14 protein-coding genes are annotated in these 17,127 nt (G+C 67.3%); 5 read left to right on the top strand and 9 right to left on the bottom strand.

All coding sequences use genetic code 11. The features are described from left to right. The 5 genes from scpA to C882_RS12975 form a co-directional block, all read right to left on the bottom strand. Positions 1–2,208 carry a methylmalonyl-CoA mutase gene (gene scpA, locus C882_RS12955; RefSeq protein ID WP_043645403.1) on the bottom strand — a complete coding sequence of 736 codons (2,208 nt, stop codon included), beginning with the start codon at positions 2,206–2,208 and terminating at the stop codon, positions 1–3. Beyond that, a complete protein-coding gene (locus tag C882_RS12960) occupies positions 2,205–4,307 on the bottom strand; it encodes a methylmalonyl-CoA mutase family protein (protein WP_009541070.1) in 2,103 nt (700 codons plus the stop codon). The genes scpA and C882_RS12960 overlap by 4 nt, the downstream gene beginning before the upstream one ends. A 391-nt stretch (positions 4,308–4,698) precedes the next feature. After that, on the bottom strand, positions 4,699–5,655 hold the full coding sequence (locus tag C882_RS12965) for a L,D-transpeptidase family protein (protein WP_009541071.1): 957 nt from the start codon (positions 5,653–5,655) through the stop codon (positions 4,699–4,701). 196 nt (positions 5,656–5,851) lie between these two features. Next, on the bottom strand, positions 5,852–6,913 hold the full coding sequence (locus C882_RS12970; RefSeq protein WP_009541072.1) for a sodium:calcium antiporter: 1,062 nt from the start codon (positions 6,911–6,913) through the stop codon (positions 5,852–5,854). 81 nt (positions 6,914–6,994) lie between these two features. Continuing rightward, positions 6,995–7,519, bottom strand: coding sequence for a SixA phosphatase family protein (locus tag C882_RS12975; protein ID WP_009541073.1), 525 nt, complete (start codon positions 7,517–7,519; stop codon positions 6,995–6,997). A 124-nt stretch (positions 7,520–7,643) separates the two neighbouring features. Between C882_RS12975 and C882_RS12980 the strand changes: the two genes are divergently transcribed. From C882_RS12980 to C882_RS12990, 3 genes are all read left to right on the top strand, one after another. Next, on the top strand, positions 7,644–9,803 hold the full coding sequence (locus C882_RS12980) for an RNA degradosome polyphosphate kinase (protein ID WP_043645405.1): 2,160 nt from the start codon (positions 7,644–7,646) through the stop codon (positions 9,801–9,803). A gap of 20 nt (positions 9,804–9,823) precedes the next feature. Then, the gene (locus C882_RS12985; RefSeq protein ID WP_009541075.1) at positions 9,824–11,416 is read left to right on the top strand and encodes a Ppx/GppA family phosphatase; all 1,593 of its coding nucleotides are present in this window, start codon (positions 9,824–9,826) and stop codon (positions 11,414–11,416) included. A gap of 172 nt (positions 11,417–11,588) precedes the next feature. Then, positions 11,589–12,014 carry a hypothetical protein gene (locus C882_RS12990; protein ID WP_009541076.1) on the top strand — a complete coding sequence of 142 codons (426 nt, stop codon included), beginning with the start codon at positions 11,589–11,591 and terminating at the stop codon, positions 12,012–12,014. Between the two features lie 106 nt (positions 12,015–12,120). On the opposite strand, the gene C882_RS25250 is transcribed toward C882_RS12990, so the two are convergent. From C882_RS25250 to rnd, 4 genes are read right to left on the bottom strand one after another with little or no spacing between them, the layout of a single operon-like run. Beyond that, positions 12,121–12,228, bottom strand: a complete 108-nt coding sequence (locus C882_RS25250) for a type II toxin-antitoxin system VapC family toxin (RefSeq protein ID WP_201448368.1) — start codon at positions 12,226–12,228, stop codon at positions 12,121–12,123. Between the two features lie 2 nt (positions 12,229–12,230). Next, positions 12,231–12,521 (bottom strand): type II toxin-antitoxin system VapC family toxin, encoded by a 291-nt coding sequence (locus C882_RS12995; protein WP_009541077.1) that lies wholly within the window; start codon positions 12,519–12,521, stop codon positions 12,231–12,233. Then, positions 12,518–12,775: a type II toxin-antitoxin system VapB family antitoxin gene (locus C882_RS13000; protein WP_009541078.1), complete on the bottom strand. Its 258-nt coding sequence runs from the start codon at positions 12,773–12,775 to the stop codon at positions 12,518–12,520. The genes C882_RS12995 and C882_RS13000 overlap by 4 nt, the downstream gene beginning before the upstream one ends. A 55-nt stretch (positions 12,776–12,830) precedes the next feature. Continuing rightward, entirely contained in the window at positions 12,831–14,003 is a 1,173-nt protein-coding gene (gene rnd, locus C882_RS13005; RefSeq protein ID WP_009541079.1) for a ribonuclease D, read from the bottom strand. Between the two features lie 216 nt (positions 14,004–14,219). On the opposite strand from rnd, the gene aspS reads away from it, so the two are divergent. Together aspS and C882_RS13015 are read left to right on the top strand one after the other, a co-directional pair. After that, positions 14,220–16,049, top strand: coding sequence for an aspartate--tRNA ligase (gene aspS, locus C882_RS13010; protein WP_009541081.1), 1,830 nt, complete (start codon positions 14,220–14,222; stop codon positions 16,047–16,049). A 173-nt stretch (positions 16,050–16,222) separates the two neighbouring features. Next, on the top strand, positions 16,223–17,086 hold the full coding sequence (locus tag C882_RS13015; RefSeq protein WP_009541082.1) for an EipB family protein: 864 nt from the start codon (positions 16,223–16,225) through the stop codon (positions 17,084–17,086). Positions 17,087–17,127 lie beyond the last annotated feature (41 nt).

Genomic DNA, 17,127 nt, shown 5'->3' on the forward strand with positions numbered 1-17,127 from the left:
TCAGGCGGCCTCGTCGGTGTAGCCCAGGCGCTGGAACAGCTCCTTCATCAGGCCGATGGCGGCCTCGGCGATGACGGTGCCCGGCGGGAAGATGGCCGAGGCGCCGGCGGCGAACAGTTCGTCGAAGTCGCCCGGCGGGATGACGCCGCCGACCACGATCATGATGTCGTCGCGGCCCAGCTTCTCCAGTTCCGCCTTCAGTTCCGGCACCAGCGTCAGGTGGCCGGCGGCCAGCGAGGAGACGCCGATGACGTGCACGTCGTTCTCCACCGCCTGACGGGCGCTTTCCTCGGGCGTCTGGAACAGCGGCCCGATGTCCACGTCGAAGCCGAGGTCGGCGAAGGCCGTCGCGATGACCTTCTGGCCGCGGTCGTGGCCGTCCTGGCCCATCTTGGCGATGAGGATGCGGGGGTGGCGGCCTTCCTTTTCGGTGAAGCGCTCCACCAGTTCGTGAACTTGGGTCATGGCCTTGTTGTCTTTGCCCACTTCCGAGGAATAGACGCCGGAGATCGACTTGATCTCGGCCTTGTGGCGGCCGTAGACCTTCTCCATCGCCATGGAGATTTCACCCACGGTCGCCTTGGCGCGCGCGGCGTTGACGGCCAGCTCCAGCAGGTTGCCCTCGCCGGTGTCGCAGGCCTTGGTCAGCGCGTCCAGGTGACGGTCGACCTCGGCCTGGTCGCGCTCGGCGCGCAGGCGTTCCAGCTTCTCGATCTGCTGGGCGCGGACCTGGGCGTTCTCGACCTTCAGGACCTCGACGTTCTCGCGCTCGTCCAGGCGGTACTTGTTGACGCCGATGACCGACTGGCGGCCGCTATCGATGCGGGCCTGGGTGCGGGCGGCGGCTTCCTCGATGCGCATCTTGGGGATGCCGGCCTCGATGGCCTTGGCCATGCCGCCCTCAGCCTCGACTTCCTGGATGTGTGCCCAGGCGCGGTCCGCCAGGTCGCGGGTCAGGCGCTCCACGTAGTAGCTGCCGCCCCAGGGGTCGATGACGTTGGTGGTGCCGCTTTCCTGCTGCAGGAACAGCTGGGTGTTGCGGGCGATGCGGGCGGAGAAGTCCGTCGGCAGGGCCAGCGCCTCGTCCAGCGCGTTGGTGTGCAGGCTCTGCGTGTGGCCCTGGGTCGCGGCCATGGCCTCGATGCAGGTGCGGGTGACGTTGTTGAACACGTCCTGCGCCGTCAGCGACCAGCCCGAGGTCTGGCTGTGGGTGCGCAGCGCCAGGGACTTGTCGTTCTGCGGGTCGAACTGCTTGATGAGCTTCGCCCAGATCACGCGGGCGGCGCGCATCTTGGCGACTTCCATGAAGAAGTTCATGCCGATCGCCCAGAAGAACGACAGGCGCGGCGCGAACTGGTCGATGCCCAGGCCCGCCGCCATGCCGGCGCGGGCGTATTCGACGCCGTCGGCCAGGGTGTAGGCCAGCTCCAGGTCCGCCGTCGCGCCGGCTTCCTGCATGTGGTAGCCGGAAATGGAGATGCTGTTGAACCTCGGCATGTTCTGCGACGTGTAGCCGAAGATGTCCGAGATGATCCGCATGGAGGGCTTGGGCGGATAGATGTAGGTGTTGCGGACCATGAACTCCTTCAGAATGTCGTTCTGAATGGTCCCGCTCAGCTGTTCCGGCTTAACGCCCTGTTCCTCGGCCGCGACGATGTAGAGCGCCATGACCGGCAGCACCGCGCCGTTCATGGTCATGGACACGCTCATCTGGTCCAGCGGAATGCCGTCGAACAGCTGGCGCATGTCGTAGATGGAGTCGATCGCCACACCCGCCATGCCGACGTCGCCCGCCACGCGTGGGTGGTCGGAGTCATAGCCCCGGTGGGTCGCCAGGTCGAAGGCCACCGACAGGCCCTTCTGACCGGCCGCGAGGTTGCGGCGGTAGAAGGCGTTGGACTGCTCGGCAGTGGAGAAGCCGGCGTACTGGCGCACCGTCCACGGCCGCGTCACGTACATGGTCGGGTACGGGCCGCGCAGGTAGGGCGGCAGGCCGGGCAGGGTGCCCAGGTGGTCCAGGCCCTTGAGGTCGCCGCTGGTGTAGAGCGGCTTGACGTCGATCTTCTCGGGCGTGGTCCAGGCCAGGGACTCCGGCTTGCTGCCGGTTTCCTGGTCGACCTTGGCGCTCCAGTCCTGAACCGAGGCGGCGGCGCCGGGGCTCTTGGCACCCAGGTCGACGGTCGAGAAATCGGGGATCTTGGCGCTCATCGGTCGATCACTCCCATCAGGGCCAGGGCGCCGCGCAGGGTGTCCAGCGCATCGCAGCCCAGGTACACAAAGCCTTCGATGCCGGCGGCGGTGTAGGCGTCCTTCTTCTCGCCCGGCGCGCCGGCCAGGCAGACGCGCTTGGCGCCGGCGGCCTTCAGGGCCTGCGCCGTCTGCTCGGCCATGTCGTCATAAACGGCGTCGGAGGAGCACAGGATGGCAATCGGCGCGCCCGACTGCTTCCAGGCCTCCGCGCAGGCCTCGGGGCTGTCGAAACCGGCGTTGGTGACGGCCTCGATACCGCCCGCCTCGAAGAAGTTCTTGGCAAAGGTGGCCCGCGCGGTGTGGGCCGCGATGGGGCCCAGGTTCGCCAGGAACACCTTGGGGCGGGCGCCGGTGGTCACCATGAACTCGTCGGAGGCGTCGCGCAGCTCCTCGAACTCCGCGGCCAGACGACGGCGGGGCAGGGCGGTGACGGTGTCCTCTTCGCCGCCAGCGAACAGGGCGGCCGACAGGGCGCCGATGGTCGCGCCCGTGGCGGCGGCCTCGATGGCGGCTTCCGTCACGGCGCCGGAGCCGAGCTTATCAAGCGGCAGGGAGACGCCGGCGCGGCTTTCCTTGGTCCTGGCGGCGGCGGCGCGGCGGAGCGTGTCCAGGTCCGGCTTTTCGATGTCCACCGGCTTTTCATGGATGTTGGGGAACTCGGAGACGCCGGTGATCGGGTCCTTGCGCTTGGCGATGTTCCTGGCGCGCGCCGTATGGGCGGCCTCGATCTTCGCCAGGACGTGGCCGTTCGACAGGCATTCCGCCATGCCGCCGTGCTTCTCGATGTCCTGGAACAGGGTCCAGGCCTCGGCGGCGACCTCTTCGGTCAGGGTCTCGACGTACCAGCTGCCGCCGGCGGGATCGATGACCTTGTCCAGGTTGGACTCCTCCATGAGGATCAGCTGCGTGTTGCGCGCAACGCGGCGGGCGAACTCGGTCGGCAGGCCCAGCATGGCGTCGAACGGCAGCACGGTGTTGGTCTCCGCGCCACCCACGGCGGCGGCGAAGGTGGTGACCGTGGTGCGCAGCATGTTCACCCAGGGGTCGCGCTGGCTGACGATGCGCTCCGCCGTGGCGGCGGTCAGGCGCATGCGGCCGGCTTCGTCCGACGCACCACAGGCCTCCATGACGCGGCCCCACAGGCGGCGGGCGGCGCGCAGCTTGGCGATGCCCATGAACTGGTCGGCACCGACGGGCAGCTGGAAGGTGATCTGGCGCGCGGCGTCGTCGATGCTCAGGCCCGCATCGGTCATGGCGCGCAGGTAGGCCACCGCGGTTGCCATGGCGATGGCGAGGTCCTGCGTCTCGGTCGCTCCGGCCAGGTGATAGGGGCCGGTGTCGACACGCACGGCGGTGACGTGCGGGAAGGTTCTGGACGTGTAGGCGGCAAGGTCCGCCATGGCCTTCAGGCCGGCCTCGACGCCGCCGGGCAGGTCGCCGGTGGCGGCCAGGCGGTTCAACGGGTCGGCGTTGAAGGCGCCCTTGACCGTGGCGGCATCGACGCTCTTGGTCTTCCAGTGACCGGCCAGCAGGGCGGCGGCGGGCAGGAAGGCGGCGCCGGATTCCAGCGCCACGCCGGCCAGGTCCTCGTACACGCCGGTCAGGGCGGTGTCGAAGTCAGCCGCGGTGTAGGCCATGAGGCCGTTCAGCCCGGCGTAGTTGGCAGCCTGATCGGCGTCGTCGCCGCCGCGCGCCGCATCGTCCAGGCGCAGCGTCACGGACGTCGCGCCGCGCTCCAGGTCCGTCAGGATCGCCTTGTTGACCGCCTGCGGGTCCGGGTGGGTGTGCAACTGCCGGATGTCCCAGCCGCCGACACGCTGGCCGGCCACTTGGCCGCCGCGGGTGTAGGGCTTGAAGCCGGGCAGGCCGGAGGGGTCGTTCTCCGGCTTCCAGTCGTCGAGGGTGTAGAGCGCCTGCAGCGTGATGCCTTCGTAGGTCTTCGTCAGCATCTTCTTGTCGAAGGGCGCGCCCTTGAGCGCCTTTTCGACGGCCGTGCGCCATTCGTCACGGGTGGGAGCGGGAAAGTCGCCCGCCAGCGTCAGAGTATCGTCGCTCATCCTCGTGTCCGACCGTTCCTGCGTCTGGGTTGCACCGTGGGGGCGGCTCCTGGCGGGTCCGGCCCGCGCCGGCGGCGGAAGTGCACCGGCCGCGGCCTGCTCTCCCGCCGAGGATGCAGGCTCGCCGCATGGCCGAAGTCTATCAGCCGACACGGAGCCCGCGCAAACGAGGACATACCCCAAACCGGCGCGGGGGCAAACCGGAAACCGCTGGACTCGGGTCAAATTTATGAAATGAACGCAAATACTTCGGCCCGGTGGACGCAACATCCGAATGTCCGACAGGGCTTTTATACGGCCACGTATGGTATCCGGCGGTGCTGGAACAGACACGGCCGGATGGTGGTCCGGCCGTGGCAAAAGCAGTCGATGTCAGATAATTACCGGGGCCTCAGCGCGCGGCCGTCTGGGCGGCCCGGCCGACCGCCACGGGATATCCCCGCTCCTCCAGCGCGACCTTCTCCACCGCTTCCCAGTTGATGCGAATGCTTTCGGGCGCGGCGGCGACCACGTCGTTGATGATGTCCTGTGTCAGGCCGGGGCGGGGGCGGTCCTCGTCGCGGGCCTCCAGCGCGTTCCAGCCGTCCAGGGTCGGGTGGACTTCCAGCCACAGGCGGCCGTCGTCGTAGGCGACGGAATGGCGCTTGGTCAGCGATTCCACCGGCAGGCCGACGTCCACCTTCTCGAAGACGGACTCCACGTCCCACGGATACATGCGGATGCAGCCCGACGAGACGCGCCGGCCGACGCCTTCCGGCAGGTTGGTGCCGTGGATCAGGTAGGCCGGCCAGCCGAGGTACATGGCGCGCGTGCCCAGCGGGTTGTCGGGGCCGGCGGGGACCATGGCGGGCAGGTGCGGCTTGCGCTTGCGGATGTTCTCGGTCGGATACCAGTTGGGGTTTTTCTTCTTCCGCACGATCTTGGTTTCGCCCGTCGGCGTCTCCAGCCCCTCGGCGCCGATGCCGATGGGATAGCTGTTGACCGTGCCGTCCTTCTGGAAGTGGAACAGCCGCATGGCGCCCAGGCTGATGAGCACGCCCTTTTCCATGCCCTTGGGCGCAATGTGCACCGAAGGCACAATGACCTCGCGGCCCACCTCGGGCAGCCAGGGCTCCACGTCCGGGTTGGCCGCGCGCATCTCCAGGAAGCCGAGGCCCTTTTCCTGCGCGATGGTGTGCAGGGTATCGCCCTTCTTCACCGTGTAGGTGGTAACCAGGCGTTCCTCTCCGTCGGCGGCGTGGGCGACGGAGGCGCCGCCCGCGAGCCCCAGAAGGCCGGAAAGGCCGGGCACGATGGCGAGGGCGGCGGCGGAGAGGGCCAGGGTGGTGAAGGCGCGGCGGGTAATCATCGGGTCACGTGTCCTTAGATCGTCACCGGAAGCGCAGGCGCGCCTCCGAACATGTCTGTGCCCTATAAATGAGGCGCAATGACGGCGGTTCCAGGTCGACCGGGACATTAGCGCAGGCAGCGGCCCTCCGCCACGGCCACTTCCACGGACACGGGAAGGTCACGGGCGACTCGCAACCGGTCTACGCCGAAAGATATCATCCGCCGCCGAACAGCGCCACGGCCCCGCCCAGGTAGAGCCCGAGGATCAGCAGGCTTTCCACCGACCAGCCGCGCCGCCGACCCCTGCCTTCCCCGCCTTTTCCGCGGTCGCGCAGCATGGCAAGCATTACCAGCACCACCAGCATGATGGTCAGGGCGAACAGAAAGTCCGCCCGTCCGGTGATGGTGGCGTAGATGGAGCCCTCGCGGTAGGCGATGTCGGCCAGCGCCAGGAACAGCACGTCGAAGCAGTTGCCGCCCAGAATGTCGCCCACGGCCAGCGACAGCGCCCGCTGCCGCACGGCAGCCAGCACCGTCACCAGCTCGGGCATGGAGGTGGAGACGGCGGTGAACAGCCCGCCCACGGCCGTTTCCGACAGGCCGGTCTTGCCGACCAGGGCAATGCCGCTCTGCCCGATGCCATAGCCCCCGGCGGCCGTGATGGCGGCGAAGACGGCGAACCGCAGCCACAGGGCCGTCAGTGAATGCCGAAGGTGTCCGCCCTGTTCGCGGGCCTCGTCGCGCGCCCAGCGGACTTCGTCGTCCTGGGGCGTGATGGTTTCCGCGCGCACGCTGCGCAGCACGAACAGGCCAGCGGCATAGGCGACCACCAGCAGCGGCGAGACCGGACTGATGCCGTAGAGGCTGTAGTGCGGCAGAAACATCGCCATGGGAGGAATGGTCAGCAGCGCGATCTGCAACAGGCCCTGGTAGAGGGCCGACGGCGTGTCGCTGTTTCCCAGCACGTCCACGCGCCGGAACACCAGATCGGCGATGGCGAGAAACGCCGTCTGCACGGCGATGCCGCCGATGGTGTTGGAAACCGCCAGTTCCGGCGATCCGCTTGCGGCGGCGGTGACGGATGTGGATATGCCCGAAAGCGAGGTGGAGACGCCGATGAACACCGCCCCCATCAGTGTGCCGCCGAGCCGGGTGCGTTCCGCCAGCGAGTCGGCGACCTTCGCCATGAAGGTTCCGGCGACGCCCACGACGACCGCAAGCCCGAGGAAAAGGCCGGCAAGAAGGGGCAGGGACAGCGATGAAACCAGCGGCTGCATGACCGCTCAACGCGCGAGGGCGGAGCCTCGCTGAGACAGGACGCTGATGCGCCTGTCACGGCGGTGGCGGCAGGACCGGATTCAGTTCTCCAGGTCCTTGGGCCGCACCACGGCGCGCAGGCGGCACAGGCCGCTTTCCAGGTCCGTCCACTCGTCTACCGGCGCGGTCAGGGTGACCAGCGTGCCCGTCGGGTACTTGGCGCGCAGGTCGGCCAGGCCGGCGACCGTGTCGGGCACCTCTTTCTCGGTCAGGCCGGTGGCCAGCTTGTGCAAACCGGGGTTGTGCCCGATGAGCATGACCGACTCGATATCGGCCGGCAGCTCCTTGAGGCGCTTGAGCAGGTTGGCGGCGGTGGCCTCGTACAGGCGGCGCTCGTACAGCACCGGCACGCCATCGAAGACCTCCACGATGTGGTCCAGCGTCTGGCGCGTTCGGCGCGCGGCGCTGCACAGCACCAGGTCCGGGCGGATGGCGTGGGCGGCGATGTGGCGGGCCACCAGGGGTCCGGCGCGGTCGCCCCGCTCGTTCAACGGGCGGTCGAAGTCGTCCAGCTCCGGGAAATCCCAGCTCGACTTCAGGTGCCGCAGGAGGAATATCCGTTTCATGTTTATGAATTTGCCCCAAGGCGTTGCGGTACGGCTCGGGGCATAGTGTATATATGAGCGTACGCCGTCTGTCGAAGACGGCAACGTTACACCCGTCAAAAATCCCGCGCCGATGGAACAGCCCATGACGACTGCCGAACGGACCGCCGAAACCCCGGAAATCCAAGCGATCACGCTGGACAGCAAGGAACGCTTCATCAATCGGGAGTTGTCCTGGCTGGCGTTCAATTTCCGCGTCATGGAAGAAGCCTACAACGAGCGGCACCCGCTGCTGGAGCGTCTGCGCTTCCTGTCCATCTCGGCGTCCAACCTGGACGAGTTCTACATGGTCCGAGTCGCGGGCCTGAAGGGGCAGCTGCACGCCGGCGTGAAGACCACCAGCCAGGACGGCCTGACGCCCGCCCAGCAGCTGGAGCGCATCAACGAGGAAGCGCGCCGCCTGATGGACCAGCAGGCCGCCTGCTGGCGCCACCTGCGGGAGCTTCTGCGCCACGAGGGCATCAACGTCATCGACAAGGAAGACCTGACGCCCGACGACCGGAAGTGGCTGGAACAGCACTTCATGGAGCGCATCTTCCCGATTCTCACGCCGCTGGCCATCGACCCGGCGCACCCGTTCCCCTTCCTGCCCAACCTGGCGCACGCCGTGGTGCTGCATCTGACGCGGCTGGAGGACGGCGAGTCGTTGCGCGCGCTGATCCCCATGCCGACCCAGGTGGACCGGTTCATCCGGCTGGAAGGGCCGGAGGTGCGGTTCCTGGCGCTGGAGGAGGTCGTGGGCCTGTTCCTCGACAAGCTGTTCCCCGGCTTCAAGGTGGTGCAGGGCGGCCACTTCCGCGTCATCCGCGACAGCGAGATGGAAATCGACGAAGAGGCGCAGGACCTGGTGCAGTCGTTCGAGTCGGCGCTCAAGCGTCGCCGCCGCGGCCACTGCATCCGCCTGACCATGAACGTCGACATGCCCGAGGACCTGTTCCAGCTGGTGTGCAGCGAGCTTGAGGTCGAGGACGAGGACGTCTTCAAGATCGACGGGCTGATCGGCATGGCTGACACCAAGGGCCTGATCACCGACGAGCGCCCGGACCTTCAGTTCGTGCCCTACAACGCGCGCTTCCCCGAACGCATCCGCGATTTCGGCGGCGATTGCTTCGCGGCCATCAAGAAAAAGGACATCGTCGTCCACCACCCGTTCGAGAGCTTCGACGTGGTGGTGCAGTTCCTGCGTCAGGCGGCGCGGGACCCCAACGTCATGTCCATCAAGCAGACGCTCTACCGCACGTCGAAGAACAGCCCCATCGTCAAGGCGCTGATCGAGGCGGCCGAGATGGGCAAGTCCGTCACCGCCATGGTGGAGTTGAAGGCCCGCTTTGACGAAGAGGCCAACATCCAGTGGGCCCGCGACCTTGAGCGTGCCGGCGTCTCGGTCGTCTACGGCTTCATGGACCTGAAGACCCACGCCAAGATCAGCCTTGTCGTGCGGAAGGAAGGGCAGGAGCTGCGCTCCTACGTGCACTATGGCACGGGCAACTATCACCCGATCACGGCCAAGATCTATACGGACCTGTCGTACTTCACCTGCGATCCGGCGCTGGGGCGCGACGCCGCCAAGGCGTTCAACTTCATGACCGGCTACGCCAAGCCCGACCGGCTGGAAAAGCTGTCGCTGGCGCCCCTGCAGCTGCGTGACCAGCTGATCGAGATGATCGGGCAGGAGGCCGAGCACGCCAAGGCCGGCCGTCCGGCGACCATCTGGGCCAAGATGAACAGCCTGGTCGATCCCAAGGTCATCGACGCCCTCTACCGCGCCAGCCAGGCCGGCGCGCATGTGGAACTGGTGATTCGCGGCATCTGCTGTCTGCGTCCGGGCGTTCCGGGGCTGTCGGAGAACATCCGCGTGAAGTCCATCGTCGGGCGGTTTCTGGAACATTCGCGCATTGCCTGCTTCGGCAACGGCCACGAGATGCCGTCGCGCCATGCGAAGATCTACATCTCGTCGGCGGACTGGATGCCGCGCAACCTGATCAGCCGGGTGGAGGCCTTCGTGCCCATCGAGAACCCGACCGTGCACGCCCAGATCCTGGAGCAGATCATGGTCGCCAACCTGAAGGACGAGGCGCAGAGCTGGTACCTGAGCGACGACGGGGCCTACAACCGCGTGCCGCAGCGTGACGAGGCCTTCAGCGCGCACACCTACTTCATGACCAACCCCAGCCTTTCCGGCCGGGGCAGCGCCATGCAGCACGAGCGCAAGCCCATCCCCAAGCTGGCCCTGAAGAACCGCTGAGAACGGAAGAGCAGGCCATCGTGAGCAACGACAAGGACGCCCCGGCCCGCAAGTCCTCCTCCAAGGCGCGCTCCGTCGATCCGGTGACGGGCAAGCTGATCCAGCCGGCCGGCCGTGCGGCGGAAGGCGGCATGTTCGTGCGCCGGCGCCGGCCGGTGGGCATCGTCGACATCGGTTCCAACTCCGTGCGCCTGGTGGTCTACGACGGCCTGACGCGCACGCCGGTGCCGCTGTTCAACGAAAAGGCTGTCTGCGCCCTGGGATCGGGCCTCGAGCGATCGGGCCGCCTGAACCCTGAGGGCGTGACCATGGCGCTCGCCGCCGTGGAGCGGTTCGTTCATCTGGCGCGTGCCATGGACGTCGACACGCTTGACGTGCTGGCCACGGCTGCGTCGCGCGATGCCGCCGACGGGCCGGAGTTCATCGCCCGGCTGGAGGAGCGGTGCGGGGTGAAGGTCCGCCTGCTCTCCGGCGAGGAAGAGGCACGCAATGCCGCCCTCGGCGTGTTGTGCAGCATTCCCGACGCCGACGGCATGGTGGCCGACCTGGGCGGCGGCTCGCTGGAACTGGTGATGGTGGAGAACCACCGTTTCGGCGACTTCACCAGCATGCCGCTGGGCGTGCTGCGCCTGCAGGACCATTCCGGGGGCGACCGCGACAAGGCCGTCGGCATCATCGACGGCCACCTCGCCGCGCTGAACTGGCTGGGGCAGGGGCGGGGGCGCAGCCTGTACGCCGTCGGCGGGGCGTGGCGCACCATCGCCCGCATCTGCATCGAGCAGATGGACTATCCCCTGCACGTTCTCGACAATTTCACGCTGCCGGCCGGCGATGCCGTCGGCCTGCTGGACCTGATCGCCCGCCAGTCGCGCAAGTCGCTGGAAAAGATTCCCGGCGTGTCCAAGCGCCGACTGCCGACGCTCCCCATGGCGGCGGTCGCCCTGCAGCGGCTGATCGAGGTGGTGGAGCCGTCGGAGCTTGTGTTCTCCGTCTACGGCATGCGCGAGGGCCAGTTCTTCCAGAACCTGCCGTCGGCGGTGCGCGACGAGGACCCGCTGATTTCCGCCTGCGCCGACCTGGCACTGGCGGCGGGACGCTTCACTCAGCACGCGCGCGAGCTGATGGACTGGATGAGCCCCCTCTTCCCCGAGGAAAGCGCGCAGCTTCAGCGCCTGCGGCTGGCCGCCTGCCTGCTGGGCGACATCTTCTGGTCGGAACACCCGGACTATCGGGCGGAGCAGGGCCTGCTGAAGGTGCTGCGCCTGCCGTTCATGGGGCTGTCGCACACCGACCGCGCCGCGCTCGCGCTGGCCGTCTATTTCCGCTATGCCTCCAGCAGCGACCAGCCCTATGCGCGCCAGGCCGCCGCCATGTTGGACGAGGAACGGGTCAAGCGGGTGCGCATCATCGGCAACGCCCTGCGCCTCGGCCATACCATCTCGGGCGGTGCGCCGGGCCTTCTGGAGCGCACCCGCCTGCGCTGGACGCCCGGTCGCCTGACGCTGGACGTGCCGGCGGGTGACCCCTTGTTTTCCGGAGATGCTTCGGTTCGGCGCTTCGAGAAACTTGCCGGGATACTCGGAGTACCTGACTATGCAGTCGTTCCTGTGTAACCAGGGGTAGAGACTGGCAGGCTTTCTCTTTTTTATGCTCTCTTGATATTGGCGTTTACATGGTCGCCCCGCTGCAACCCGGCGGGTGAGGCGGCGTTCGTCCCTATGACTGACGGCATTCATGACATCGATCGGCTCAGCCGCCGCCCCGCCGATCCAGGAGGACGCCACCATGACCGAATTCGACACCCAGGCGCTGGTGAAGAACATCGATCCGCGGTTCCGCCAGCAGGAAACCATGGAATACAACCGCATGGTCCAGCAGGCGGAAGTGTTCCGCAAGGCGGGTGTTTCCGGCAAGGCCGCGCAGGAAGAGCGCTTCGACCAGGCCGCCCGTATGATCGCGGCATCGATCTACGTCATCGCCCGCGACCTGAAGCTGCCGCCCGGCGACATCGGGATCATCGCCGGCCACGCGACGGGCTTTTTCGTCGGTGCCTCCAGCCCGGCGGACGAGGACACGCGGGAGCAGGTCAAGGCCGTGTTCTCGCAGGCCCTGGACCAGGCCAACGACGACAAGCCGCGCAGCATGGTCATGATGGCCGACATGGTGGAAAGCGGCATGCAGATCATGCGCCGGTATCGCGACGGCGCATGAGGGGCGGAACAAGGCGATTAAAAACCGCCGCCGCCGAAGTCGAGGGAAGTCAAAAATCAAGCGCCGCTCCGGAGGGTTCCGGGGCGGCGTTTCAATGTGTGGACTGTTAGCTGGGCAGGGCGGGGCGGATGTCGGTGCGGCTGAAGTCGTTGCCCTTGTAGAGCAGCGGAGTGTCGCGGCCTTTCGCCAGCGCATAGGAGAACAGGTCCCCCATGTTCAGCTTGGCCCCGACCCGCTGCCCCTGCCGTAGCGGAGGAAGGCCGCGTGGAGGATGTCTAAGTCCTTCTGCCCGATGGACGTGACCATGATGTTCGGCTCGTCGAGGATTTCGAGAAGCTTGGTTTCGGCTTGCGGCTTAAAGCGCCCAGCCACCACCATTCGGGTCTCCGCCACAGTGACCGGGCTGACCAGCACGGCCTCGGCGTTCCAGAGGCACTCCATCATGGCGGGGCGCTCGGGCCCGCCCGCCACGATCGCAATGAAGGCCGAAGTGTCGACGGCGATCATTTCGGCAGCCCGAGGTCGTCCCACTCCACAGCATCAAACTGCTGGTCCGGCGGCAGGGGGCCGATTGCGTTGATTTCCTCGACAATCTTTTCCAAGCGCGCGCGGCGGGCTTCCGGCGTGTTTTCTTTCCTTCTGCGGACGGAAAGCTGCGCGTCCAGCGCGTCCTCAAGGGCGGACTCTTCGTCCAGGCCCTTCAGCCGCGCGAGGCGCTCTATCTTTTCGCGGATGCGTGCGTTGTCGCTCTGGAAGCCCATGGCCTTTGATCCGAAGCGGTGGTCACCCACAGTGTAGGATGCCCGCCGCGCGGCCTCAGCCCTCGGCGTTTTCCGCCGCCGGCACCGGGCGGGCGACCACGGCTTCGCCTTCGAGCGCGAGCGCCAGTTCGCCGCGCTTGAGCTTCAGCGCATCCTCGCCGAACAGCTCGCGCCGCCAGCCGTGCAGGGCGGCGACGGGGGCGTCGTCGTCCAGCGCGATCAGCTCCAGATCGTCCATGTTGGCGACCAGTTTCTGCGCCACGTCGTTCTCCTCGCAGCGCATCTTCAGCAGCACCTTGAGAAGATCGATGGCCGGACCCGCGCCCGGCGGCAGTTCCCGCTTCGGCGCCATGCGCGGCGCTTCGGCCTCGGGCACCGCCTTGCCGCGTTCCACGGCTTCCAGGATTTCCTTCCCCAGGCGGCCCTCGGCGGTGTTGCGGGTCAGCGCCCGGACGCGCGCCAGTTCCTCCACCGTCTTCGGGCCGTGGGCGGCGATCTCCAGGATCGCTTCGTCCTTGAGCACGCGCTGGCGGGGCATGTCCTTGGTCTGAGCCTCGCGCTCGCGCCAGGCCGCGACCTCTTTCAGCACGGCCAGGAAGCGCGGGCTCTTGGTGCGCGGCTTCATGCGCTGCCACGCGGCGTCCGGGTCGAAGGTGTACTTCTCGGGCGCCACCAGGGCGTCCATTTCCTCGGTCAGCCAGTGGGCGCGGCCGGTCTTTTCCAGGCGCTTGCGCAGCTTGTCGTAAACCACGCGCAGGTGGGTGACGTCGGCCAGCGCATAGTTGAGCTGCTTTTCCGTCAGCGGCCGGCGGCCCCAGTCGGTGAAGCGCATGGACTTGTCGATGCGCGCCTTGGCCAGCTTGGTCGCCAGAGTCTCGTACCCCACGGAATCGCCGAAGCCGCAGACCATGGCGGCAATCTGCGTGTCGAACAGTGGCTTGGGGAAGGCGCCCATGGCCCGGTAGAAGATTTCCAGGTCCTGGCGCGCGGCATGGAAGACCTTCAGCACGCTCTCGTCGCGCATCAGGTCGAACAGCGGCGTCAGGTCCATGCCCGGGGCCAGCGGATCGATGCACCATGCCTCATCGGGACCGGCCACCTGGATCAGGCACAGGCCCGGCCAGTAGGTGCGGTCGCGCATGAACTCGGTGTCGACGGTGATGTACTCGGCCTTCGACAGGCGGTCGCAAAGGGCGCGGAGGGCGTCGGAATCGGCGATCAGGGTCATGGGTTCTGCTTTTACTCCCGCCGGGCCGCGCGGGCAAGATCATTGGCGACGGCGCACGCACGCCGGCGACCGGAGGCGGTCCGCCCAAGCCGCGCTTGACAAACGCGGCCGTTCGGTGTGCTTTCGCCTCCCAAAGCCCACCTGTTCGCCGCTCTGGACGCGCGCGCCCGCGCGGGGCGGCGTCTGACCATTTCCGCGAAAGCCCGAGGGACTGTCATGCATCAATTCCGTAGCCATACCTGCAACGACTTGCGGGCCGCCAACGCCGGCGAGACCGTGCGGCTGTCGGGATGGGTGCACCGCAAGCGCGACCACGGCAACCTGCTGTTCATCGACCTGCGCGACCACCACGGCGTCACGCAGACGGTGTGCGATACGTCCAACGCCCACTTCGAGGCCCTGACGGACCTGCGCGTGGAAAGCGTGGTGACCATCACCGGCAAGGTCGTCATGCGCAGCGACGAGACCAAGAACCCGCGCCTGTCCACCGGCGACATCGAGGTTCAGGTCCAGGACATGGAGATCCAGTCCTCGGCCGAGGTGCTGCCCATGCAGGTGGCCGGCGACCAGGAATACTCCGAGGAAATGCGCCTGCGCTACCGCTACATTGACCTGCGGCGCGACAAGCTTCACCGCAACATCATGCTGCGCAGCCAGGTCATCAGCTACCTGCGCAAGGCCATGATCGACCAGGGCTTCACCGAGTTCCAGACGCCGATCCTGACGGCCTCCAGCCCCGAAGGCGCGCGCGACTTCCTGGTGCCCTCGCGCCTGCACCCGGGCAAGTTCTATGCCCTGCCGCAGGCCCCGCAGCAGTTCAAGCAGCTGCTGATGGTGGCGGGCTTCGACCGCTACTTCCAGATCGCGCCCTGCTTCCGCGACGAGGACAGCCGCGCCGACCGCAGCCCCGGCGAGTTCTACCAGCTCGATTTCGAGATGAGTTTCGTCACCCAGGAAGACGTGTTCGACGCCATCGAGCCCGTTCTGGCCGGCCTGTTCAACGAGTTCGGCGAGGGCCGCACCGTCACAGACAGCCCGTTCCCGCGCATTCCCTACGATGAGGCGATGCTCAAGTACGGCTCCGACAAGCCGGACCTGCGCAATCCGCTCATCATCCAGGACGTGACCGAGGCCTTCCGCGGGTCGAACTTCGGCATCTTCGCCAAGCAGATCGAGAAGGGCGCCATCGTCCGCGCCATTCCCGCGCCGGGCGGTGCCGGCCAGCCGCGCAGCTGGTTCGACAAGCTGAACGAGTGGGCGCGCGAGAACGGCGCCGGCGGCCTGGGCTACATCCAGTTCGCCGAGGCCGGGCCCAAGGGCCCCATCGCCAAGAACCTGGACGAGCAGCGCGTGGCCTCCATCAAGGAGACCTGCGGCCTGAAGGACGGCGACGCCGTGTTCTTCGCCTGCGACAAGCCGCTGAAGGCCGCCAAGTTCGCCGGCCTGGTCCGCACCAAGGTCGCCAACGAACTGGACCTGCTGGAGAAGGACGTCTACCGCTTCTGCTGGACGGTCGACTTCCCCATGTTCGAGCTGAACGAGGACACCGGCGAGATCGAGTTCAGCCACAACCCGTTCTCCATGCCGCAGGGCGGGCTGGAAGCGCTGAACACCATGGACCCGCTGGAGATCAAGGCGTTCCAGTACGACATCGTGTGCAACGGCGTGGAGCTGTCCTCGGGCGCCATTCGTAACCACCGCCCGGACATCATGTACCGCGCCTTCGAGATCGCCGGCTACGGCCCCGAGGTCGTGGAGGAGCGGTTCGGCGGCATGTTGAACGCCTTCAAGTACGGCGCCCCGCCGCACGGCGGCTCCGCCCCGGGCATCGACCGCATGGTCATGCTGCTGGCCGACGAGCCCAACATCCGCGAGGTCATCACGTTCCCGATGAACGGGCAGGCGCAGGACCTGATGATGAACGCGCCGTCGGAGGTTTCGGAAAAGCAGCTCCGCGAGCTTCACATCCAGGTGAAGAAACCCAAGGAGATCAAGACCAAGGCTACCACCGATGCGCAGGAGGCCGCCGAAAAGAGCGGCTCCTGACGCCTGAGCGGCGGTTAGACTGGACCCGGCTTCGGCCGGTCGAAGGGCGGGGCGCGCGGCCGATGGGTCGCGCGCCTTGTTCGTTGGGGGCGGGTTGCCTAAATCGGAGGGAACGGGGCCTGAACCGCGGTCGTTGGATCGCCACATTCGGGCGTTTGAAAAGGAACCTGCTTATGAGCCGCATGACGTCTGGCGTTGCTTTGACCGGCGCCCTGGTGCTGGGAGTCACGGCCGCGTCCGCCGCGCCCCGCGCCGAAACCACGGCCGTCGCGCCGGACGCGCTGGTCCCGCACGAGGCGACCTACGACATGCACCTGTCCAGCTCGCGCTCGGGCAGCGGCGTCGTGGGGGCACGCGGCACCATGCACTACAAGTTCGCCGACACCTGCGACGGCTATGCCGTGAACACGCGTACGCTGCTGTCCATCTCCTACGGCGTCGGCACGCCGGTGATGACCGCGTGGGAATTCACCACATGGGAAAGCAAGGACGGCAGCCAGTACCGCTTCCAGGTGCGCAACAGCCGCAACGGCCAGTTGATCGAGACCATCGACGGCCGCGCCTCCATGCCCGACGACGCCGGCGCCACCGGCACAGTGGAGTTCACCCAGCCGAGCACGCGATCCGCCGAGTTGCCGGTCGGCACCCTGTTCCCGACCGAACACACGCGCCTGCTGCTGGACGAGGCCGACAAGGGCGGGTCCTTTGTCAACCGCAATGTTTTCGACGGGTCTGGCGACCGGGGCACCTACGAGGTCTCGGCGCTCATCGGCAGCCGTCAGGCCGCCCAGCCGGGCGGGCCGGAACAGGCGGCCGCCAGCGCCGAGCGTATCGCGGCGAGCCTGCTTGAGGGTCCGGCCTGGACCATGAACATGGCCTTCTTCCCCGAGGGCAGCGCCGCACCGATGCCGGAATTCCAGGTGGGGCTGACCTACCACGACAACGGCGTGGCCGAGAGTGTCGTCCAGGACTTCGGCGACTTCACCATCTCGGGCGATCTGACCGACCTCAAGCCGCTCGACCGCCCCGACTGCTGAGGGCGCGCGGTCCTTCGCCGGGCCCGGAAAATGAAGAAGCA

Source organism: Caenispirillum salinarum AK4, from assembly GCF_000315795.1.
Classification (GTDB): domain Bacteria; phylum Pseudomonadota; class Alphaproteobacteria; order Rhodospirillales; family Rhodospirillaceae; genus Caenispirillum; species Caenispirillum salinarum.